General features: G+C 73.7%; 15 protein-coding genes. 12 read left to right on the top strand and 3 right to left on the bottom strand.

Going from position 1 to position 19022, the window contains the following annotated elements; all coding sequences use genetic code 11:
- Window positions 1-96: 96 nt before the first annotated feature.
- Together IR158_RS14215 and IR158_RS14210 are read left to right on the top strand one after the other, a co-directional pair.
- Window positions 97-1617 (top strand): ABC transporter permease, encoded by a 1521-nt coding sequence (locus IR158_RS14215; RefSeq protein ID WP_291814077.1) that lies wholly within the window; start codon window positions 97-99, stop codon window positions 1615-1617.
- Window positions 1614-2711: an ABC transporter permease gene (locus tag IR158_RS14210; protein ID WP_291814076.1), complete on the top strand. Its 1098-nt coding sequence runs from the start codon at window positions 1614-1616 to the stop codon at window positions 2709-2711. Before IR158_RS14215 ends, IR158_RS14210 begins: the two co-directional genes overlap by 4 nt.
- Before the next feature lie 17 nt (window positions 2712-2728).
- Here IR158_RS14210 and IR158_RS14205 read toward each other — a convergent pair whose 3' ends face one another.
- Window positions 2729-3343 (bottom strand): hypothetical protein, encoded by a 615-nt coding sequence (locus IR158_RS14205; protein WP_291814075.1) that lies wholly within the window; start codon window positions 3341-3343, stop codon window positions 2729-2731.
- A 76-nt stretch (window positions 3344-3419) separates the two neighbouring features.
- Here IR158_RS14205 and IR158_RS14200 point away from each other — a divergent pair, with 76 nt between their 5' ends.
- From IR158_RS14200 to IR158_RS14170, 7 genes are all read left to right on the top strand, one after another.
- The gene (locus IR158_RS14200) at window positions 3420-5255 is read left to right on the top strand and encodes an ABC transporter ATP-binding protein (protein ID WP_291814074.1); all 1836 of its coding nucleotides are present in this window, start codon (window positions 3420-3422) and stop codon (window positions 5253-5255) included.
- A gap of 366 nt (window positions 5256-5621) precedes the next feature.
- Complete coding sequence (locus IR158_RS14195; RefSeq protein WP_291814073.1) at window positions 5622-7598, top strand: ABC transporter substrate-binding protein; 1977 nt, start codon at window positions 5622-5624, stop codon at window positions 7596-7598.
- A 56-nt stretch (window positions 7599-7654) separates the two neighbouring features.
- The gene (typA, locus tag IR158_RS14190) at window positions 7655-9592 is read left to right on the top strand and encodes a translational GTPase TypA (RefSeq protein ID WP_291814072.1); all 1938 of its coding nucleotides are present in this window, start codon (window positions 7655-7657) and stop codon (window positions 9590-9592) included.
- A gap of 72 nt (window positions 9593-9664) precedes the next feature.
- On the top strand, window positions 9665-10621 hold the full coding sequence (locus IR158_RS14185) for a PIG-L family deacetylase (RefSeq protein WP_291814071.1): 957 nt from the start codon (window positions 9665-9667) through the stop codon (window positions 10619-10621).
- Window positions 10622-10626: 5 nt separating this feature from the next.
- Window positions 10627-10998, top strand: coding sequence for a hypothetical protein (locus IR158_RS14180; protein WP_291814070.1), 372 nt, complete (start codon window positions 10627-10629; stop codon window positions 10996-10998).
- Entirely contained in the window at window positions 10995-11492 is a 498-nt protein-coding gene (locus IR158_RS14175; protein WP_291814069.1) for a flavin reductase family protein, read from the top strand. The genes IR158_RS14180 and IR158_RS14175 overlap by 4 nt, the downstream gene beginning before the upstream one ends.
- Before the next feature lie 156 nt (window positions 11493-11648).
- Window positions 11649-14687 carry a VanW family protein gene (locus IR158_RS14170; protein WP_291814068.1) on the top strand — a complete coding sequence of 1013 codons (3039 nt, stop codon included), beginning with the start codon at window positions 11649-11651 and terminating at the stop codon, window positions 14685-14687.
- Between the two features lie 2 nt (window positions 14688-14689).
- On the opposite strand, the gene IR158_RS14165 is transcribed toward IR158_RS14170, so the two are convergent.
- Window positions 14690-14968, bottom strand: a complete 279-nt coding sequence (locus IR158_RS14165) for a hypothetical protein (protein WP_291814067.1) — start codon at window positions 14966-14968, stop codon at window positions 14690-14692.
- A 93-nt stretch (window positions 14969-15061) separates the two neighbouring features.
- Here IR158_RS14165 and fdxA point away from each other — a divergent pair, with 93 nt between their 5' ends.
- From fdxA to IR158_RS14150, 3 genes are all read left to right on the top strand, one after another.
- On the top strand, window positions 15062-15388 hold the full coding sequence (fdxA, locus tag IR158_RS14160; RefSeq protein ID WP_291814066.1) for a ferredoxin: 327 nt from the start codon (window positions 15062-15064) through the stop codon (window positions 15386-15388).
- 28 nt (window positions 15389-15416) lie between these two features.
- A complete protein-coding gene (gene dapC, locus IR158_RS14155; RefSeq protein WP_291814065.1) occupies window positions 15417-16565 on the top strand; it encodes a succinyldiaminopimelate transaminase in 1149 nt (382 codons plus the stop codon).
- A 241-nt stretch (window positions 16566-16806) separates the two neighbouring features.
- Window positions 16807-18117, top strand: a complete 1311-nt coding sequence (locus IR158_RS14150; RefSeq protein WP_291814064.1) for a citrate synthase — start codon at window positions 16807-16809, stop codon at window positions 18115-18117.
- A 3-nt stretch (window positions 18118-18120) separates the two neighbouring features.
- Here the strand turns inward: IR158_RS14150 and IR158_RS14145 are convergent, their stop codons facing one another.
- Window positions 18121-18981, bottom strand: coding sequence for a hypothetical protein (locus IR158_RS14145; RefSeq protein WP_291814539.1), 861 nt, complete (start codon window positions 18979-18981; stop codon window positions 18121-18123).
- Between the last annotated feature and the right edge of the window lie 41 nt (window positions 18982-19022).

Here is a 19022-nt window from a genome sequence, read left to right as displayed (position 1 = left end):
CCAAGGTGCGTCCCAGACCGCGTCCCACACCCACCGGGCGTCCGCGGGATACGATCCCGGACGACCGGCTTCCCGTCCCACCCGAGGTAGCCCTCCGTGCTGAACTTCCTCTTCCGCCGCATCGCGGCCGGGATCGCCACGCTCTTCGTGGCGCTCTTCCTCATGTACCTGCTCGTCGATCGCGCGATCGACCCCCTGCAGGACCTCATCGAGAGCACTGCGCCCAACAAGCAGCAGCTCATCGACCAGCGCATCGCCGACCTGGACCTCGACGTCAACGTGGTCGTCCGGTTCTTCCAGTGGTTCGGCAACCTGCTCCAGGGCGACCTGGGCGTCGCCTGGCGGTCCGGCCGCGACGTGAACAGCCTGCTGACGCACGCGATCGGCTCCACTCTCGAGCTCGTGTCCACCGCGACGCTCCTCGCCGTGATCCTCGGCGTCACCGTGGGCATCGTCTCGGCGCTGCGCCAGTACAGCGCGTTCGACTACATCATCATCTTCCTGTCGTTCCTGCTGTTCTCGCTGCCGTCGTTCTGGGTCGCCGTCCTGCTCAAGCAGTGGGCCGCCATCGGCTTCAACGACTTCCTGCGTGACCCGGTGGTGGCGTGGCCCGTGATCATCGGGGCGTCGCTGCTCGTCGGCCTGCTGTGGTCGCTCGCGATCGGCGGCAGCGCCGTCCGGCGGCTGCAGGTCTTCGCCATCGCCGCCGCCGCGAACGTCACGCTCCTGGCCTACGTCCAGCTCTCCGGCTGGTGGGAGCGGCCGCACATCGGGCCGGTCCTGCTGCTCGTGCTCGGCGCCGGCACGGCCTTCGCGGTCGTCGGGGTCTTCGCCGGTCTGCACAACCGCCGTGCCCTGTGGACGGCGCTGACGGTGGTCGTGCTGGGCGTCGTCCTCTACTTCCCGATGCAGATCGTGTTCGACTCGATCACGGAGTCGCACTGGGTGATCCTCGGCCTCGGTGTGGTCGCGGCGGCCAGCGGCTACGTCGTCGGACGGTTGTACGGCGGCGCGGACTGGCGCCTGTCGGCGCACGTCGGTGCCGCGGTGGCCGTGGTGATGGGCGCCCTGGTCTTCGTCGACCAGGTCATGCAGGTGTGGGGCCCGTACTTCAAGGCGCTGAGCGGCCGTCCCATCCCGACCTTCGGTGACCGGACCCCCAACCTCGGCGGCAACTACTGGGTGCAGGTGCTCGACTCGTTCACGCACCTCGCGCTGCCGACCGCGACGCTCGTCCTCATCGCGTTCGCGTCGTACACCCGGTACTCGCGCTCGAGCATGCTCGAGGTGATGAACCAGGACTACATCCGTACGGCGCGCGCCAAGGGCCTGCCGGAGCGGCTGGTCATCGTGCGCCACGGCTTCCGCAACGCGCTGATCCCGCTCGCGACCGTGGTCCCGATCGACGTCATCACCCTGATCGGCGGCGCGATCATCACCGAGGCGGTCTTCGCGCGGCCCGGCATGGGCCAGCTGTTCGTCAGGTCCCTCGAGCAGGCCGAGATCGAGCCGGTCATGGCCTACCTGCTCGTGACCGCGACCCTCGCCATCCTCGCCAACATCATCGCGGACATCGTGTACGCGACGATCGACCCCCGGATCCGGTTGGACGCATGAGCACCCCGATGACACCCCCCTCCGGCTCGCCGCTCGACGAGCACGTCGAGAACGAGATCGAGCTCAAGGAGGTCGAGGGCCTCTCCCAGGGCCAGATCGTCCGGCGCCGGTTCTTCCGGCACAAGGGCGCGATCCTGGGCCTGATCATGCTCGGCCTCACGACCCTGCTGGCGCTGACGTCCGTGGGCGTCGGACCGCTCCCCGGCTGGTGGCAGTGGACCCCTTACGAGACGCCGTCCGTCGTCAACGCGGGTCGCCCGTCGATGTCCCTGCCGACGTGGCTCGGCGGGTCCGGCTTCGCGATCGGCGAGCACCCGTTCGGTCAGGACGAGATCGGGCGCGACATCTTCGCGCGCGTGATGGCGGGCGTGCAGACGTCGCTCATGGTGATGGTCGTGATCGGCACCGTCTCCGCCGTCATCGGCATCACGGTGGGTGCTGCGTCCGGCTTCCTGCGCGGCCGCTCGGACACCGTGCTCATGCGACTGACGGACCTGGTGATCACGGTCCCGACGATCGTCATCGGCGCGGTCGTCGGCAAGATCGCCGGCGGGGTCAGCGGCCTGGTCTTCGCCATCGCGATGGGCCTGATCCTGTGGACGACCCTCGCCCGCCTCGTGCGCGGCGAGTTCCTGTCGCTGCGCGAGCGCGAGTTCGTCGACGCGGCCCGGGTCGCCGGCGCGAGCAACATGCGGATCATCTTCAAGCACATCCTGCCGAACGCCATCGGCACGGTCATCGTGTCGGTCACGCTGCTCATGAGCTCGGCGATCCTGCTCGAGACGGCACTGTCGTTCCTCGGCTTCGGCGTGCAGTCGCCCGAGATCTCCCTCGGCCAGCTCATCAACCAGTACCAGCAGGCGTTCGCCACGCGGCCCTGGCTGTTCTGGTGGCCGGGCCTGTTCATCGTGCTGATCGCGCTGAGCATCAACTTCATCGGCGACGGCCTGCGCGACGCGTTCGACCCGCGCCAGAAGCGCATCCCCTCGGAGCGCAAGATGGCCAAGGCGATGGAGGCCGACGGCTCGGCGGCGCGCGCCGTCACCACGACCGTGCGGCCGTCGGACACGCACAACCCCGGTGCGGGGTCGTGACCGGCGTGCTGCGTGCCCTACGTCGTGACGAGCACGGCCGCGCTGAGCGCCGTGAGCACGACCACCACGCCGATCGTCGCGACGTGCAGGCGGCGCCTGGTCGTCAGCCGCTGCTCGACGCGTACGCGCTCGGCGCCGTCGAGGTGGCCCGCTGCGACGAGCGCGTCGTGCCGGGCCTCGATCGCGGCTCCCACGCTCTCGGCGGTCGACTGCAGCGAGCGCACGGGGCGGCCGGGCGGCGGCACGACGGGGGCCGGACGGCTCCCGTCACCGCGGCGCAGCCTGCGGGCCGTCGCGCTGGCACGCGGTGCGGCGAACACGGTCACGTCGCCGTCGGTCGTCCGCACGACGAGCGTCCAGCCGTACTCGACCTCGCGGTACGTGGGCCACGGGACGTGCACGGTGCTCAGCACGTTGCGCACGACGACCTCGCCGTCGGACACCTCGACGCCCGGGCGCCAGAACAGGGCGCCCACCACGACGACGAGCAGGGCCGCGAGCGGCAGGGCGCGCAGCGCCTCGGCGGCACCGTCCTGCACCATGACCGACACGACCGCGACCAGACCGATCGCCGCTGCTGCGGCCGTCAGGACGCGACCGTAACCCGACGTGAACTCCTGCGTGGCACCCACGTGACCATGCTCGCAGACCGGCACGCCGCCGCCCCCATCGGGCCCACGGCGCGTGTGCAGGAAGGACGCTGAACCGGTGGCCCTCGACACGCCCCCCGTGCCCACCCGTACCGACGAGCCCGTGCTGTCCGTACGGGACCTCGGCGTCGACTTCTACGTCGACGGCACGTGGTACCCGGCTGCGGCCGACGTCAGCTACGACGTGCACCCCGGTGAGGTGCTCGCGATCGTCGGCGAGTCCGGCTCGGGCAAGACGCAGTCCTCCATGGCGCTGCTCGGTCTGCTGCCCCCGAACGGGCGCGCCCGCGGGTCCGCGAAGCTGGACGACCGCGAGCTCGTGGGGATGCCCACGAGCCGGCTGCGCCGCATCCGCGGCAAGGAGATCGCGGTCATCTTCCAGGAGCCGATGACTGCGCTGAACCCGGTCTTCACGATCGGCTTCCAGATCGTCGAGACGCTGCGCGCGCACTTCGAGATCGGCCCGGCCGAGGCGCGTGAGCGTGCCGTCGAGCTGCTGCGGCTGGTCGACCTGCCGAACCCCGAGAAGCGGGTCGACTCCTACCCGCACCAGCTGTCCGGCGGGCAGCGGCAGCGCGCGATGATCGCGCAGGCCCTGGCGTGCGACCCCAAGCTGCTGATCGCCGACGAGCCGACCACGGCCCTCGACGTCACGGTCCAGGCCGAGATCCTCAAGCTCATGCGTGACCTGCGCGAGCGGATCGACGCGGGCATCGTGCTCATCACGCACGACATGGGCGTCGTGGCCGACATGGCCGACAAGATCATCGTCATGAAGGACGGTCGGATCGTCGACCAGGGGCCGGCCCTCGACGTCTTCCGCAACCCCCAGCACCCGTACACGGTCAAGCTGCTCGAGGCCGTCCCGCACCTCGGCAAGGGCGCGGCCGCGTACGCGGCGCGTCCCGCGACGACCACGGCACCGGTCGACGCCCCGGTCGCGCCGGCCGACGGCGACGAGCCCCTCGCGCTCGACGCGCAGGACATCGTCATCGAGTACCCCGGCCGGCGCCGCACCCCCACGTTCCGTGCCGTCGACGGCGTCTCGCTGCAGATCCGCCAGGGTGAGGTCGTGGGCCTGGTCGGGGAGTCCGGCTCGGGCAAGACGACGATCGGCCGTGCCGTCGTCGGGCTGCTGCCCGTCACGAGCGGGTCGCTGAAGATCGTCGGCCAGGACATGGTCGGCGCGACGATGAAGGACCTCAAGCCGCTGCGCACGAAGGTCGGCATCGTCTTCCAGGACCCCGGCTCGTCGCTCAACCCGCGACTGCCGATCGGGGAGTCCATCGCCGAGCCGCTGCTGCTGCACCGCGGCGTCAAGGGCCAGGCCGCGCAGCGCGAGATCGAGCGCCTGCTCGACCAGGTGCGTCTGCCCCGCGCGATGCGCAACCGGTACCCGCACGAGCTGTCGGGCGGTCAGCGTCAGCGTGTCGGCATCGCGCGGTCGCTCGCGCTCGAGCCGCGCCTGCTCGTCGCCGACGAGCCGACGTCCGCGCTGGACGTGTCGGTCCAGGCCGCGGTCCTCGACCTGTTCCAGGAGCTGCAGCGGGAGCACGGCTTCGCGTGCCTGTTCATCAGCCACGACCTGGCCGTCGTCGAGATCCTGTCCGACCGCATCGCGGTCATGCGCAACGGTCGGCTGGTCGAGGTGGGCGAGGCCGCGCAGGTCGTCCACGACCCGCAGGACCCGTACACGCAGCGGCTGATCGCCGCCGTCCCGGTGCCGGACCCCGAGGCGCAGCGCGACCGCCGTGTCGCGCGGGACGCGCTCCTCGAGGCGCAGGCCGCAGAGCTCGAGGCTGACGAGGCGCGGCAGGCCGCGGAGGCCGCGCGGCACGACAGCGTGGCGATCGGCGAGATCGACAACGAGCGGACGCCCGGCACCGGCGTCTGACGTACGGACGTCCGCCGACGACGCCCGGCCACCGACCCCGGTGGCCGGGCGTCGTCGTGCCACGACGGATCCGTACGGTGCGCACCGGTGGTGACCGGTGTGTGCCGGGACGCGGTGGTGCGGGTGCGATCGTGCCTGTTCGCCGCTCTCGTGGGGTTAAGTCCGCGCGTCCGCGCGCCGATGCACGGGTGGGCGTGGCAAGGTCCCGACGAGAACGGCGGCCGTGCGCGCCGTGGACGCGATGCGGGAGGCGGACCGGTGACGGGGACGAACGCGCAGGGGACGGGCACGGGGTCGGCAGACCGGGGTGGGGCGCAGCCGCACCTGGCGGGACGTCCGGGTCGTCGTGGAGGGGGTCGGCGCGGGGTGGTGCGCGTCGCGGCGGGGGTGCTCGCCGTCCCGCTCGCACTCGGCACGCTCGCGGCCTGCACGTCCGACCCCGTGGACCCGTCGCGGGCGGGGACCGTCGTGGTCTCGGTCGACCTGCCGTTCGCCTCGCTCAACGGCGGCACGGCAGCCGGCCGAGCGCCGGGCAGCGTGCTGGTGCGCGGCCTGGTGCAGTCCGGCTTCACCTCGCTCGCGCCGGACGGCACGGTCACCGTCGACGAGTCGTTCGGCACGGTGGAGAAGGTCGCGGACGACCCCCTGACCGTGCGGTACACGATCGCCCCGACGGCCCGGTGGTCGGACGGGGCGCCCGTGACCCCCGCCGACCTGCTGCTGGAGTGGGCGGCGCGCAGCGGTCAGCTCGACGAGGTCGTGCCCGAGCTCGACGCCGACGGCGTGGTGGCCACGACGCCCGAGGACGTCGTGGTGTTCGGGGCCGCGTCGGCCGCGCTGGCACGGGCGTCGCAGGTCCCGACGGTCGACGGCACGACCGTGACGCTGGTCTACGACACGCCCGTCGCGGACTGGCAGGTCGCGCTCGACGTCAACCTGCCGGCGCACGTCGTGGGCAGGCTGGCGCTCGATCCCGACGCGCCCGCCCTGCCGACGCCGGCGGCCACGTCGCAGCCCGATGACGACACGACGACCGGTCCCGTGACGACGGAGCTCACGACCAGCGGAACCGCGACGACCGGGCCCGCGACGACCGGGCCCGCGACGACCGGTCCCGCGACGAGCGGGCCCACCGCTGACGACGCGGAGGGCGCCGCGACCGACGAGGACACCGCGGCGCAGGCCGAGGCGTGGGCGCAGGCCGTCGTCACCGCGGTGCAGCAGCAGGACCGTGCCGCGCTCACCCGGATCTCGCAGGTGTGGCGCGCGGCCGGGCGCGCGGGCGACGCGGCGGCGGACCCGACCCTGACCACGACGACGGGCCCCTACGTCCTGGCGCGCGTGGACGCCGCAGGTGTCGAGGTCGTCCGCAACGCGCACTACGAGGGTGGGTCCGCGGCCGCGTACGACCGCGTCCGGGTGCGCTCCGACCTCGACCCGCTCGCCCAGATCGACGCGCTCGCCGCCGACGAGCTCGACGTGGCTGCGCCGCTGAGCACCGCGGACGTGCTGGCGGCCGCCGAGAAGCTCGAGGACGTCACGCTGGCGACCGGCGGTGACGCGGTGCTCCAGCTCGTCCTCCAGGAGGCGGGCGGTGGCGTCTTCGACCCGGCGTCGTACGCCTCCGCACCGGACCCCGCGGCAGCGGCCGCCGCGCTGCGCACGGCGTTCCTCGCCGGCGTGCCACGCGAGGAGGTGGTCGCGGACGCCGTGCGCCCGCTGTGGGCGCGGGCGCAGGTGTCGGACCTGGTCGCCGCCCAGGTGGGGCCGGCAGCGGCGGCCGCAGCGCGGGCGGAGCTCCAGCCGGGTCCGGTGGCCGCGGACGACGGGCCGCTGACCGTGCGGGTCCTGACGAGCACCGCCGACCCGGTGCGGGCAGCCGCGCTGGAGCAGGTGGCCGCGGCCGCAGCGGACGCGGGGCTCGAGGTGATGCCGGTCGACGCGCCCGATCGTGCGCAGACCCTGCGCACGCGCCCCGAGGACTGGGACGCGGCGCTCGTGCCCGTGGCCCAGGAGGACCTGCCGGTCGCGGCGTTCGTGGCGCGCTGGCGCAGCGGCGGTGCGACGAACGTCACGGGGCACGCCGACCCGGCGCTGGACGCGGTCCTCGACGGGCTCGTCGCCGGGCCGGACCCGAAGGCTGCGGCGGAGGGCCTGGCGACCGCGTCGGACGCCCTGCTGGCCTGGGGCGCGGTCCTGCCGGTCGTCCGCACGCCGGTCCTGACGGTGGCTGCTGCGCGGGACGCCGAGAGCGACGACGGGCTGCCCGTGGTGGCCTCCGTGCCGGTGCTCACGCCGGCTGCGGCGGACCTCACATGGTGGTGGGGCTGGACACGGCGGTAGCATGGGACGCTGCGCCGCGCCCGGTGCGCCCCCCACCTGCTGAGATGAGTACCCGCATGCCCGCAACCGACCAGGCCACCGGCGCCGCCGTGCGTTCCGACCTGCGCAACGTCGCCATCGTCGCGCACGTCGACCACGGCAAGACGACCCTCGTCGACGCGATGCTCTGGCAGTCGGGCGCGTTCGGCGCGCACGACCACGTGGACGAACGGGCGATGGACTCGGGTGACCTGGAGCGTGAGAAGGGCATCACGATCCTCGCGAAGAACACCGCGATCCGGTACTCGGGCCCCGCGGCCGCGAAGGTCGGCGAGCCCGGCGGCATCACGATCAACGTCATCGACACCCCCGGCCACGCCGACTTCGGCGGCGAGGTGGAGCGCGGCCTGTCGATGGTCGACGGCGTCGTGCTGCTCGTCGACGCGTCCGAGGGGCCGCTGCCCCAGACCCGGTTCGTGCTGCGCAAGGCGCTCGAGGCGAAGCTGCCCGTGATCCTCGTGGTCAACAAGGTGGACCGGCCCGACGCCCGCATCGAGGAGGTCGTGGCCGAGGCGACGGACCTGCTCCTGGGCCTGGCGTCGGACCTGCACGAGGACGTCCCGGACCTGGACCTCGACGCGATCCTCGACGTGCCCGTCGTCTACGCGGCCGCCAAGCTCCGCAAGGCGTCGCTGACGCGTCCCGCCGACGGCGGCGAGCCGGACAGCCCCGACCTCGAGCCGCTGTTCGCGACGATCCTCGAGAAGATCCCGGCGCCGTCGTACGACCCCACCGCGCCGCTGCAGGCGCACGTGACCAACCTCGACGCCTCCCCGTTCCTCGGCCGTCTCGCGCTGCTGCGCATGTACAACGGCACGCTGCGCAAGGGGCAGACCGTCGCGTGGGCGCGCCACGACGGGACGATGCAGAACGTCCGCATCACCGAGCTGCTCGAGACCAAGGCCCTCGACCGCGTGCCGACCGACGAGGCGCGGCCCGGCGACATCGTCGCGGTCGCCGGCATCGAGGACATCACGATCGGCGAGACGCTGACGGACCCCGACGACCCCCGGCCGCTGCCGCTCATCACGGTCGACGACCCGGCGATCTCGATGACCATCGGCATCAACACCTCGCCCCTCGCCGGCAAGGGCGGCAAGGGCCACAAGGTCACGGCCCGCCAGGTCAAGGACCGCCTGGACCGCGAGCTCATCGGCAACGTGTCGCTGCGCGTGCTGCCCACCGAGCGTCCCGACGCGTGGGAGGTGCAGGGCCGCGGTGAGCTGGCCCTGGCGATCCTCGTCGAGCAGATGCGCCGCGAGGGCTTCGAGCTCACGGTCGGCAAGCCGCAGGTCGTCACCAAGATGATCGACGGCAAGGTCCACGAGCCGACCGAGCGTATGACGATCGACGTGCCCGAGGAGTACCTGGGCTCGGTCACGCAGCTGCTCGCGCAGCGCAAGGGCCGCATGCAGACGATGAGCAACCACGGCACCGGCTGGGTGCGCATGGAGTTCATCGTCCCGGCGCGCGGGCTCATCGGGTTCCGCACGCGGTTCCTGACGGACACGCGCGGCACCGGCATCGCGTCGTCCATCGCCGAGGGCTTCGAGCCGTGGGCGGGCCCGATCGAGACGCGCGTCAACGGCTCGCTCGTCGCGGACCGCGCAGGCGTCGCGACCCCGTTCGCCATGCTCAACCTGCAGGACCGCGGCACGTTCTTCGTCGAGGCCACCTCGGAGGTGTACGAGGGCATGGTCGTCGGCGAGAACGCGCGCAACGAGGACATGGACGTCAACATCACCAAGGAGAAGAAGCTCAACAACATCCGCTCCTCGACGTCGGAGTCCTTCGAGAACGTGGTGCCGCCGCGCAAGCTGACGCTCGAGGAGTCGCTCGAGTTCGCGCGCGAGGACGAGTGCGTCGAGGTCACGCCGGAGGTCGTGCGGATCCGCAAGGTCGTGCTCGACCAGACCGAGCGGGCACGTCAGACTGCGCGCAACAAGCGCGCCTGACCGCCGGGTGCGCACGTGGCGTGACGGCCACGTGCGCACGGCGCGACCGACGCACCCACCGGAGGACGAGGGATGACCGAGGGTCTGCTGGCGGTCCACGCGCACCCGGACGACGAGACGCTCGCGACCGGCGCGCTCCTCGCGACGTGGGCGGCGTCCGGGCGGCCCGTCACGGTCGTGACCGCGACCCGCGGTGAGCGCGGTGAGGTCATCGGCCGCCGGTGGGCCCACCTCGAGGGCGACGGCCCTGCGCTGGCGGAGCACCGCGAGGACGAGCTCGGCAGCGCGCTGCGCGCCCTCGGGGTGCACGACAGCGGCTTCCTCGACGAGGCCGTCACGGCGGACGTGCGGTACGAGGACTCCGGCATGGCGTGGCTCGCACCGGGCCACGCCGGAGCCGCCGCCGACGCGCCGCCGGACGCCTTCGCCTTCGCGCCCCTCGAGGAGGCCGCCGACGCGTTGGCAGGGCTGCTGCGGCTGCGCCGCCCGCACGTGGTGGTCACCTACGAGCCGGGCGGCGGCTACGGGCACCCCGACCACGTGCGCACGCACGAGGTCACGATGCTGGCGCTCGAGCTCGCCGCGCGCCAGGACGACGCGCACGCGCCCGCGTACGCCGTGCCGGTCGTGCTGTGGTCGGTCGCCGGGGTCCAGGCGCTGCGTCGGGCGCAGCGCGCGCTCGCGGTGAGTGCGGTGCGTGCGGCGCTGGGGCGGGCGGCCCGGGGGCTGGCCCTGCCGGACCCGACCGCCGAGCCCCCGAGCGTGGCGGTGCCCGACGACGAGGTGGACCTGCTGGTCGACGTCGCGCCCGTCCGTGACCGGGTGCTGGCCGCCCTGCGGGCGCACGCGACGCAGGTCCAGGCCGTGGCGCCCGTCGACGGCGAGGACGCGCTGCTCGGGTGCTACGCGCTCAGCAACGCGGTGCTCGCGCCGCTCCTGCCCGTCGAGGGCTACCGGCGCGCCGCGGGCACCCCGAGCGCCGAGGACGGGGGCGTCACGTGGCCCGCCGGTGTTCGACCGGTAGCGTGAGCGCCGTGCAGCCACCCTCCGCAGCGACCCTCTGGCGCGCCCTCGCCGCTCTCGGTCTGGGGCTCGTCGCCGGCACGCTCGGCACCGTGATGCACCGCGCGGTCCGGCCCTGGGGCCTGCTGGTGTGCCTCGCGCTGGTCCTCGTGATCGTGCTGACGGCACGGGCGTGGGCTGGGTGGTTCGGCTACGTCGCGAGCGTGGGCGGGACGTTCGTGGCCGTCCAGGTCCTCGCCAGCGGTGGGCCGGGGGGCGACGTGCTCGTCCCGGCGGACGACGCGTGGGGCTGGGCCTGGGTGCTCGGCGCGCTCGCGGCGGTGTCGGTGGTCGCGTTCGTGCCCCGGCGGTGGGTCGAGGACGAGAGTCCTCCGACGCCGTGAGCCCCGAGGAGGTGACGCCCGACGCGTTCCGGGCGGTGGCCACCCGGCTCGCGGGCGGCGTCGTCGTGGTGACGGCCGTGCGCCGAGGTGTCGCCCACGCGGCGACGGTCAGCTCGGCCGTCTCCGTCTCGCTCGAGCCGCCGCTGCTCCTCTTCTGCGTGCACGTCGACGCGCGCCTGAGGGACGTGCTCGACGACGTCGACACGTGGGCCGTGTCGGTGCTCTCCGACGCCCAGGGCGGGGTCGCGGAGTGGCTCGCGTCGCCCGGACGACCCGCGGTGGGCCAGCTCGACCGCGTCGGGCACCACGCCGGGCCCGTGTCGGGTGCCCCGTGGCTCGACGGCGCCGCAGCGTGGTTCGACTGCCGCACCGAGGCCGTGCACGCGGCGGGGGACCACGACGTGGTGGTCGGGCGGGTGCTGGTGGCGTCCGAGGGCGCTGCCGACGGCGGTGCCCTCGTGCACCTGCGCGGACGCGTGCGGGGCGTGCGGTAGCGGGCTGCGTCCTGCGCCGGCAGCCCGGCGCGGCTCGAGCGGGTGAGGATCGGGTCGCGGTCCGCGAACTGACCGTCACCGACAGGCCGTCACCGTAGAATGCGGGGCGCACGACGCGCGCGCGTCATGCGCTCGCAGGACCATCACGGGGGATCGATGACGCACGGGACCGACCGCGACACGCCGACCGGTGGCGCCGCCGACCGCGACGCCGCCGACGTGCCCGACGAGACGGCGGCCGGGGTCGTCCCCGACGGCGTGCCCCAGCAGCACGACGCCCGCGACGACCTCTCGCACGCCGTCCCCCCGGCGATTGACGGCTCGAGCACGGCGACCGACGGCTCGAGCACGGCGAGCGACGGCTCGGGCACGGCGACCCTGCCGGACGAACCGGTAGAGGAGCAGGGTGCGCCGGACGGCCGTGCGCCCGAGGTGGCCGTGTCCTCGCCCTCCGTGTCCGAGGAGCCTGCGTCCTCGCCCTCCGTGTCCGAGGCGCCTGCGCCCGATGCGGAGGAGCCCGCCGCGGTCGAGCCGGTGCCCACCGACGAGGCCGAGGACCCTGACCCGGTCGAGCCCGAGCCCGCCGACGCGGTGCACGAGCCGACCGCCGCCCCGGCGGCATCCGAGCCCGCCGCAGCAGCCGAGCCCGCCACGCCCGCCGCGGCAGCCGAGCCCGCCGCGGCATCCGAGCCCGCTGCGGCAGCCGCGCCCGCCGAGCCCGCCACGCCCGCCACGGCAGCCGAGCCCGCCACGCCCCCCGCGGCGTCCCGCCCGCTCGCGCCGGTGACGGACGAGCCGCTCGCCGCGTGGCCCTCGTGGGACGACGTCGCCGTGACGGCTCCGACACAGCCCGACGCCGTCGGCACGACCGACGACGGTGCCTCGCCCGGCGCGGCATCCGCCGGCCCGGCCACCGGCCCTGCGTCCGACGGCGTGGACGCAGCCGCGTCGGTCGACCACGCACCCGGCAGCGACGAGGCCGCGCCGGCCGCTCTGCCGCCGCTCAGCCTCGGTGGCCTGTCCACCCTCGCGTTCACCGCGCTGAACGCGGCCTCCGTCGGTGTCCCGGCGCACGCGCTGCCCCAGAGCCCGCTGCCGCGCCGCGACGACGGGCAGGACGACCGGTCCGGCCGGACTCCCGGTGCTGCGGCGTCCGAGGCAGGGCCCGCCGCGTCCGGCGAGGAGCCTGCTGGTCCCGCTGGGGACCGCGCGACGCCCGCCGCCGGCACCGAGACGCCGGCCGCCGAGGACCGCGACGCTTCGGCCGTCGCCGCTGCCTCGGCCCCGACCGAGCCGCGGCCGCCGGCCGCGTCACGCGTCGAGGAGACCGCTGTCGTCTCACGCGTCGACGAGACCGCTGTCGTCTCACGCGTCGACGAGACCGCGGTCGTCTCACGCGTCGATGAGACCGCGGTGGTGCCGGCGCCGTCCGCCGCAGCACCGCCGGACGCACCCGAGCCGCCTCTGCTGGACGGGTTCGAGCCCGAGCGTGCGGACCGCCGCTGGTCCCGGCCGCTCGCTGTCGCGGGCGGTGCCCTGGCGCTCGTCGCTGCGCTGTACGTCGGGTCGTCGTACGCGCTGGCCGACCGGGTGCCTCGCGGCGCGACCGTGGCCGGGGTCGAGATCGGATCGATGTCCTCGGCCGAGGCCGAGCAGCACCTCACCGACGAGCTCGCGGACCGGGTGACGTCCCCCGTGCCGGTGGTCGCGCAGGAGGTGCAGGCCGAGCTGGACCCGGTCGCCGCGGGCCTGGAGCTCGACGCGGGTGCCACGGTGGCGCGACTGACGGGCGTCGACCTCACGCAGCCCGTCCGGCTGTGGCACCACCTGGTGGGCGTCGGTGAGCAGCCGCCGGTGACCGTGGTCGACGAGGACGCGCTCGACGCGGAGCTCACGCAGCTGTCCGGCTCCCTGATGCTGGCGCCCGTCGACGGGACGGTCGTGTTCGCCGACGGCGCCGCTCACGCGACCGAGGCCGTCGACGGCTGGGAGCTGGACGCCGGGGGAGCGGCGACCGAGCTCGAGGAGGGCTGGCTCACGGCCGCGCGTCCCGTCGTGCTCCCGACGAGCGTCGTGGCGCCGGCGGTGTCGCAGGCGGAGACGGACCGCGCCCTGGCGCAGCTGGCCCAGCCGCTGACGGCCGCGCCCGTGACGGTGCAGATCGCCGACCGGCAGGCCGTGCTGGACGTCGCGACGCTCACCGCGCACGCGGCGGTCGTCCCGCAGGACGGGATCCTGGAGCTGCAGCTCGACGGCGCGGCACTGTCCGAGGCGGTCCTGGCGCAGCTGCCCGACCTGCTGACGACCGCGGCCGACGCGCGGTTCGAGTTCCAGGACGGCGCACCGGTCATCATCCCGGGTACGCCCGGGACGACGCTCGACCCGACGGCTCTCGCGACGTCCGTCGTGCAGGCGGCCACGACGGGCACCGGGCGCGTCGCACCCGTCGACCTCGTCCAGTCCGACCCCGCGCAGACGCAGGAGGCGCTCGAGGCGCTCGGCGTCAAGGAGGTCGTCTCGGAGTTCTCGACGCCCCTGACCAGCGAGCCTCGCCGTACGGGGAACATCGCGAACGGCCTGAAGAACATCACCGGCACGCTCGTGCGCCCCGGTGAGACGTTCAGCCTCACGGAGGCGCTGGGCCCGGTCGACGCGGCCCACGGGTACGTGCAGGCGGGTGCCATCGTCAACGGCGAGCACAAGGACGCGTGGGGCGGCGGCCTGTCGCAGGTGTCCACCACGACGTACAACGCCGCGTACTTCGCCGGCTTCGAGGACGTCGAGCACACGCCGCACAGCGAGTGGTTCCAGCGCTACCCCGAGGGTCGCGAGGCCACGATCTTCACGGGTGTCCTCGACCTGAAGTGGAAGAACAACACGCCCTACGGCGCTCTCGTGCAGGGCTTCGTCGCGGACGGTCGGGCACACGTGCGGATCTGGAGCACCAAGCACTTCACGGTCGAGACCACGAAGAGCGGGCGCTCCGGCGTGGTCAGCCCGACGACGGTCTACTCGCAGTCACCGACGTGCGAGCCGCAGAGCGCGGGCAACCCCGGCTTCACGGTGACGAACACGCGGCGGGTGCTCCTGAACGGCCAGGAGGTCGACAGCGAGTCGCACACCTGGCGGTACAAGCCGCAGAACAAGGTCATCTGCGGCGCCGCGCCGGTCCCGGGGGCGACGCCGACGCCTTGACGTCAGGCCGTGCCGTCGCCCCGGCGGTGACGCCTCGCCGGGGGCGGCGGCACGACCTTGGCGCGCACGACGTCCTGCGCCGGCACGCGCACGTCGCCGCGCCGGGTCCGCACGGTCAGCCCGTCGTCGTCCACCGCCACGACCTCACCGAGCACGTCGGTGAACGGGGGCTCCCCGCCGTGCAGGGCGCCCGTCACCGCACCGGGCGGCAGGTCGTCGCGCCGGCGGCGCACCACGACCCGCGTACCCGTCGGCCAGGTCCGCCATGTGTCCGGGCTCACCGCGACGCTCCCGTGTCGGTGAGTGGACTGCGAGGCGGGGCTGGGTGCACGTGGGGGATACTAGGGCGACCGCTGCACCCGTGGAGGACACCCGTGACGTATGTGATCGCCGAGCCCTGCGTGGACGTCAAGGACAAGGCGTGCATCGAGGAGTGTCCGGTCGACTGCATCTACGAGGGCAAGCGCTCCTTGTACATCCACCCGGACGAGTGCGTCGACTGCGGCGCCTGCGAGCCCGTGTGCCCCGTGGAGGCCATCTACTACGAGGACGACGTCCCCGAGCAGTGGTCCCAGTACTACGAGGCGAACGTGCACTTCTTCGACGAGGTCGGCTCGCCCGGTGGTGCCGCGAAGATGGGCGAGATCGCGCACGACCACCCGATCATCGCCACGCTGCCGCTGCGCGTGCACGGCGAGTGACCGCGGTGCTCGTCGGTGCGGGGGACACGTGGGCCTGCTGACCGGGAGCCTGCCGGACTTCCCCTGGGACTCGCTCGGACCCGTCGCCCGGCTCGCACGCGAGCACCCTGGCGGTCTGGTCGACCTGTCGGTGGGCACACCCGTCGACCCGACCCCGCAGGTCGTGCGTGACGCGCTCGCCGCCGCGTCGGACGCACCGGGGTACCCGACGACCCACGGGACGGCCGCGCTGCGCGAGGCGGTGGCGGCGTGGTTCGCGCGGCGTCGGGGCGTGCCGGACCTCGACCCGGACGCCGTGCTGCCGACGCTGGGCTCCAAGGAGCTCGTCGCCTTCCTGCCGTCGCTCCTGGGTCTCGGCGCGGGCGACGCGGTGCTGCACCCGGCGATCGCCTACCCGACCTACGACGTGGGCGCACGGCTGGCAGGGGCGACCCCGGTCCCGACCGACTCCCCTGCGCAGCTGCTCGCGCAGCGTGACGACGTGCGCCTGGTGTGGCTGAACTCGCCCGGCAACCCCGACGGGTCGGTGCTGGGCGTCGACCAGCTGCGGGACGTCGTCGCGGCCGCGCGCGCGGCGTCGGCGCGGACGGGGAGCCGGGTGGTCGTCGCGTCGGACGAGTGCTACGCGGAGCTGGCGTGGGACGAGCCCTGGGCGTCGGACGGCGTCCCGAGCGTGCTGGACCCCCGCGTGACGGGAGGCGACCGCACGGACCTGCTCGCCGTGTACTCCCTGTCCAAGCAGTCGAACCTGGCGGGATATCGCGCCGCGTTCGTCGCCGGTGACGCGGGGCTGGTCGCCGGCCTGCTGGAGACGCGCAAGCACGCCGGCATGATCGTGCCCGCGCCGGTGCAGGCGGCGATGACGGTCGCGCTGCGGGACGACGCGCACGTGGCCGAGCAGCGTGAGCGCTACCGGCGCCGGCGGGTCGCGCTGCGCGCGGGTCTCGAGTCGGCGGGGTACGTGGTCGACCGCTCCCACGCCGGTCTGTACCTCTGGGCGCGCCCCGACGGCCCGCCCCAGGACGCGTGGACGACCCTGCGCGACCTGGCCGGTCTCGGTCTGCTCGTGGCCCCCGGGTCGTTCTACGGCGCGACCGCGGCCGGGCACGTCCGGGTCGCGCTGACCGCGACGGACGAGCAGGTCGCGGAGGCGGCGGCGCGGTTGTCCGGGGCCTGAGCGGGCCGGTCCGTGGACGGCGTGGCCCGTCGGCGGCCGACGACGTACATTGGCGGTTACCCCTGTGAGGAACCTCACATCTACACCAAGGGCCTGTCGTACGTTGGTCAAGACGCCGTCGTCGCAGGTACCGTCACGTGGGCCGACGAGGGTCATCACCGCGCGTCGGCCACCCCATCGGCCCGCACGGCAACCCGCCCGGGCCGGCTGGACCCGCTCGTCGGCGCAGGAAGGAACACCCATGTCGGACGTCGTCACCGCACCGGTGCAGGCCCCCGTCCAGCTCGTGGTCGACGGGCAGGCGCGCGACCTGCCCGTGGTGCCCGCCACCGACGGGAACGACGGCATCGTCGTGTCGTCCCTCCTGCGGGACACCGGCATGGTGACGGTCGACCCGGGGTTCATGAACACCGCGTCGTGCGAGTCGCAGATCACCTACATCGACGGCGACGCGGGGATCCTGCGGTACCGCGGCTACCCGATCGAGCAGCTGGCGGAGCACTCGACGTTCCTCGAGGTCGCCTACCTGCTCATCAACGGCGAGCTGCCGTCGCCCCAGGCGCTGGCGGCGTTCGAGGAGCGGGTCAACCGCCACACGCTGGTGCACGAGGACTTCCGCACGTTCATGGGGACGTTCCCGCGCAACGCGCACCCGATGGCGGTCATGGCGTCGGCGCTCAACGCGCTGTCGACGTTCTACCCCGAGTCCCTCGACCCGTTCGACGACGAGACGGTCGAGCTCGCGACCGTGTTGATCCTCGCGAAGACGCGCACGATCACCTCGTACGTCCACCGCGCCTCCAAGGGCGAGCCGCTGCTGTACCCGGACTACTCGCGCGGCTACGTCGAGGACTTCCTGCGGATGACCTTCGCGGTGCCCTACCAGCAGTGGGACCCGGACCCGGTCGTCGTCAACGCGCTCGACAAGCTGCTCATCCTGCACGCGGACCACGAGCAGAACTGCTCGACGTCGACCGTGCGGGTCGTCGGCTCGAGCCACGCGAACATCTACGCGTCGGTCGCGGCGGGCATCAACGCGCTGTCCGGGCCGCTGCACGGCGGCGCCAACGAGGCCGTGCTGAAGATGCTGGACCAGATCAAGGCCAACGGCGGGGACGCCACCGACTTCATGCGCCGCGTGAAGAACAAGGAGGACGGCGTCCGCCTCATGGGCTTCGGCCACCGGGTCTACAAGAACTACGACCCGCGCGCCGCGATCGTCAAGCAGAGCACGCACGAGGTGCTCGCGGCGCTCGGCGGGTCCGACGAGCTGCTCGACATCGCGATGGGCCTCGAGGAGATCGCGCTGTCGGACGACTACTTCGTCTCCCGCAAGCTGTACCCGAACGTCGACTTCTACACGGGCCTGATCTACAAGGCGATGGGGTTCTCGGACCGGATGTTCACGCCGCTGTTCGCCCTCGGCCGCATGCCCGGGTGGATCGCGCAGTGGCGCGAGATGATGAACGACCCGCAGACGAAGATCGGCCGTCCGCGTCAGGTGTACACCGGCGCGACGGAGCGGCCGTACGTCTCGGCCGAGCGCCGCTGACGCTCAGCCGGAGACCGTCAGGCGGACCTGCCCGGGGGGCAGTGGCGCCTGGCCGGTGACCTGCCACGTGGGCTCGGTGCGCGACCACGTCGTGTCGCCGACGGTCACGGCGTCCACGCCCAGCTCCCACGCGACCGCGACGGACCACTGCGCGACGGACCACCCGGCGCGGGCGGGATCGTCGATGGGCAGCGGCGTCGCGACGACGTCGACCGTGGCGGGCGTCCCCGCGTCGTCGGGGAGGGTCACCGTCACCGGCAGGTCGCCCAGGTCACGCGTGACGCGCGCGAGGACGGGCCCGGTCCCGCCCGGCTGCTCGACCGGCCGCAGGGTGCAGCTCAGCGCCGCCGGTGAGTGCCCGGTGAGCGCCGACGCCCATGCGCGCGCCCGCACCTCGTGCTGGGCGTACGCGTCGGGGAACCCGCTGCGCTGGACGGCCTGCGCGGCCTCGGTGACGGCCATGTCCTGGTAGCCCGGGACCTTCTCGAGCCCGTCGAAGAACTTGTTGGTGGAGTAGACCGGGTCCATGATCTGCTCGACCGTGCCCCAGCCCTGCGAGGGGCGCTGCTGGTACAGGCCCACCGAGTCGCGGTCGCCGTAGTCGATGTTGACGAGCCGCGACTCCTGCAGCGCTGTCGCGATGCCGATCGTCACCGCCCGGGCCGGCATGCCGCGGCGGGTGGCGACCGCAGCCGCCAGCGCGGCGTTCTGCGCCTGGTCGGGGCTCAGGCTCCAGTCCGTGCCGTCCAGGTGGGCGACGCAGCGCTCGGCCGCGGGCGTGTCCGGCCGCGCGCTGCGCAGCACGGCGACGACCGCGCCGACTGCGACGGCGAGCAGCACGACGGCGAGGCCCGCGGTCACCAGGGCCGGCAGGCACCCGGCGCGTCGTCGCCCTCGAGCCACGG

The organism is Cellulomonas sp., from assembly GCF_015234515.1.
Classification (GTDB): domain Bacteria; phylum Actinomycetota; class Actinomycetes; order Actinomycetales; family Cellulomonadaceae; genus Cellulomonas.
Note: the sequence above shows the minus strand (reverse complement) of the source record. Positions and strands in the feature narration are given on the sequence as shown.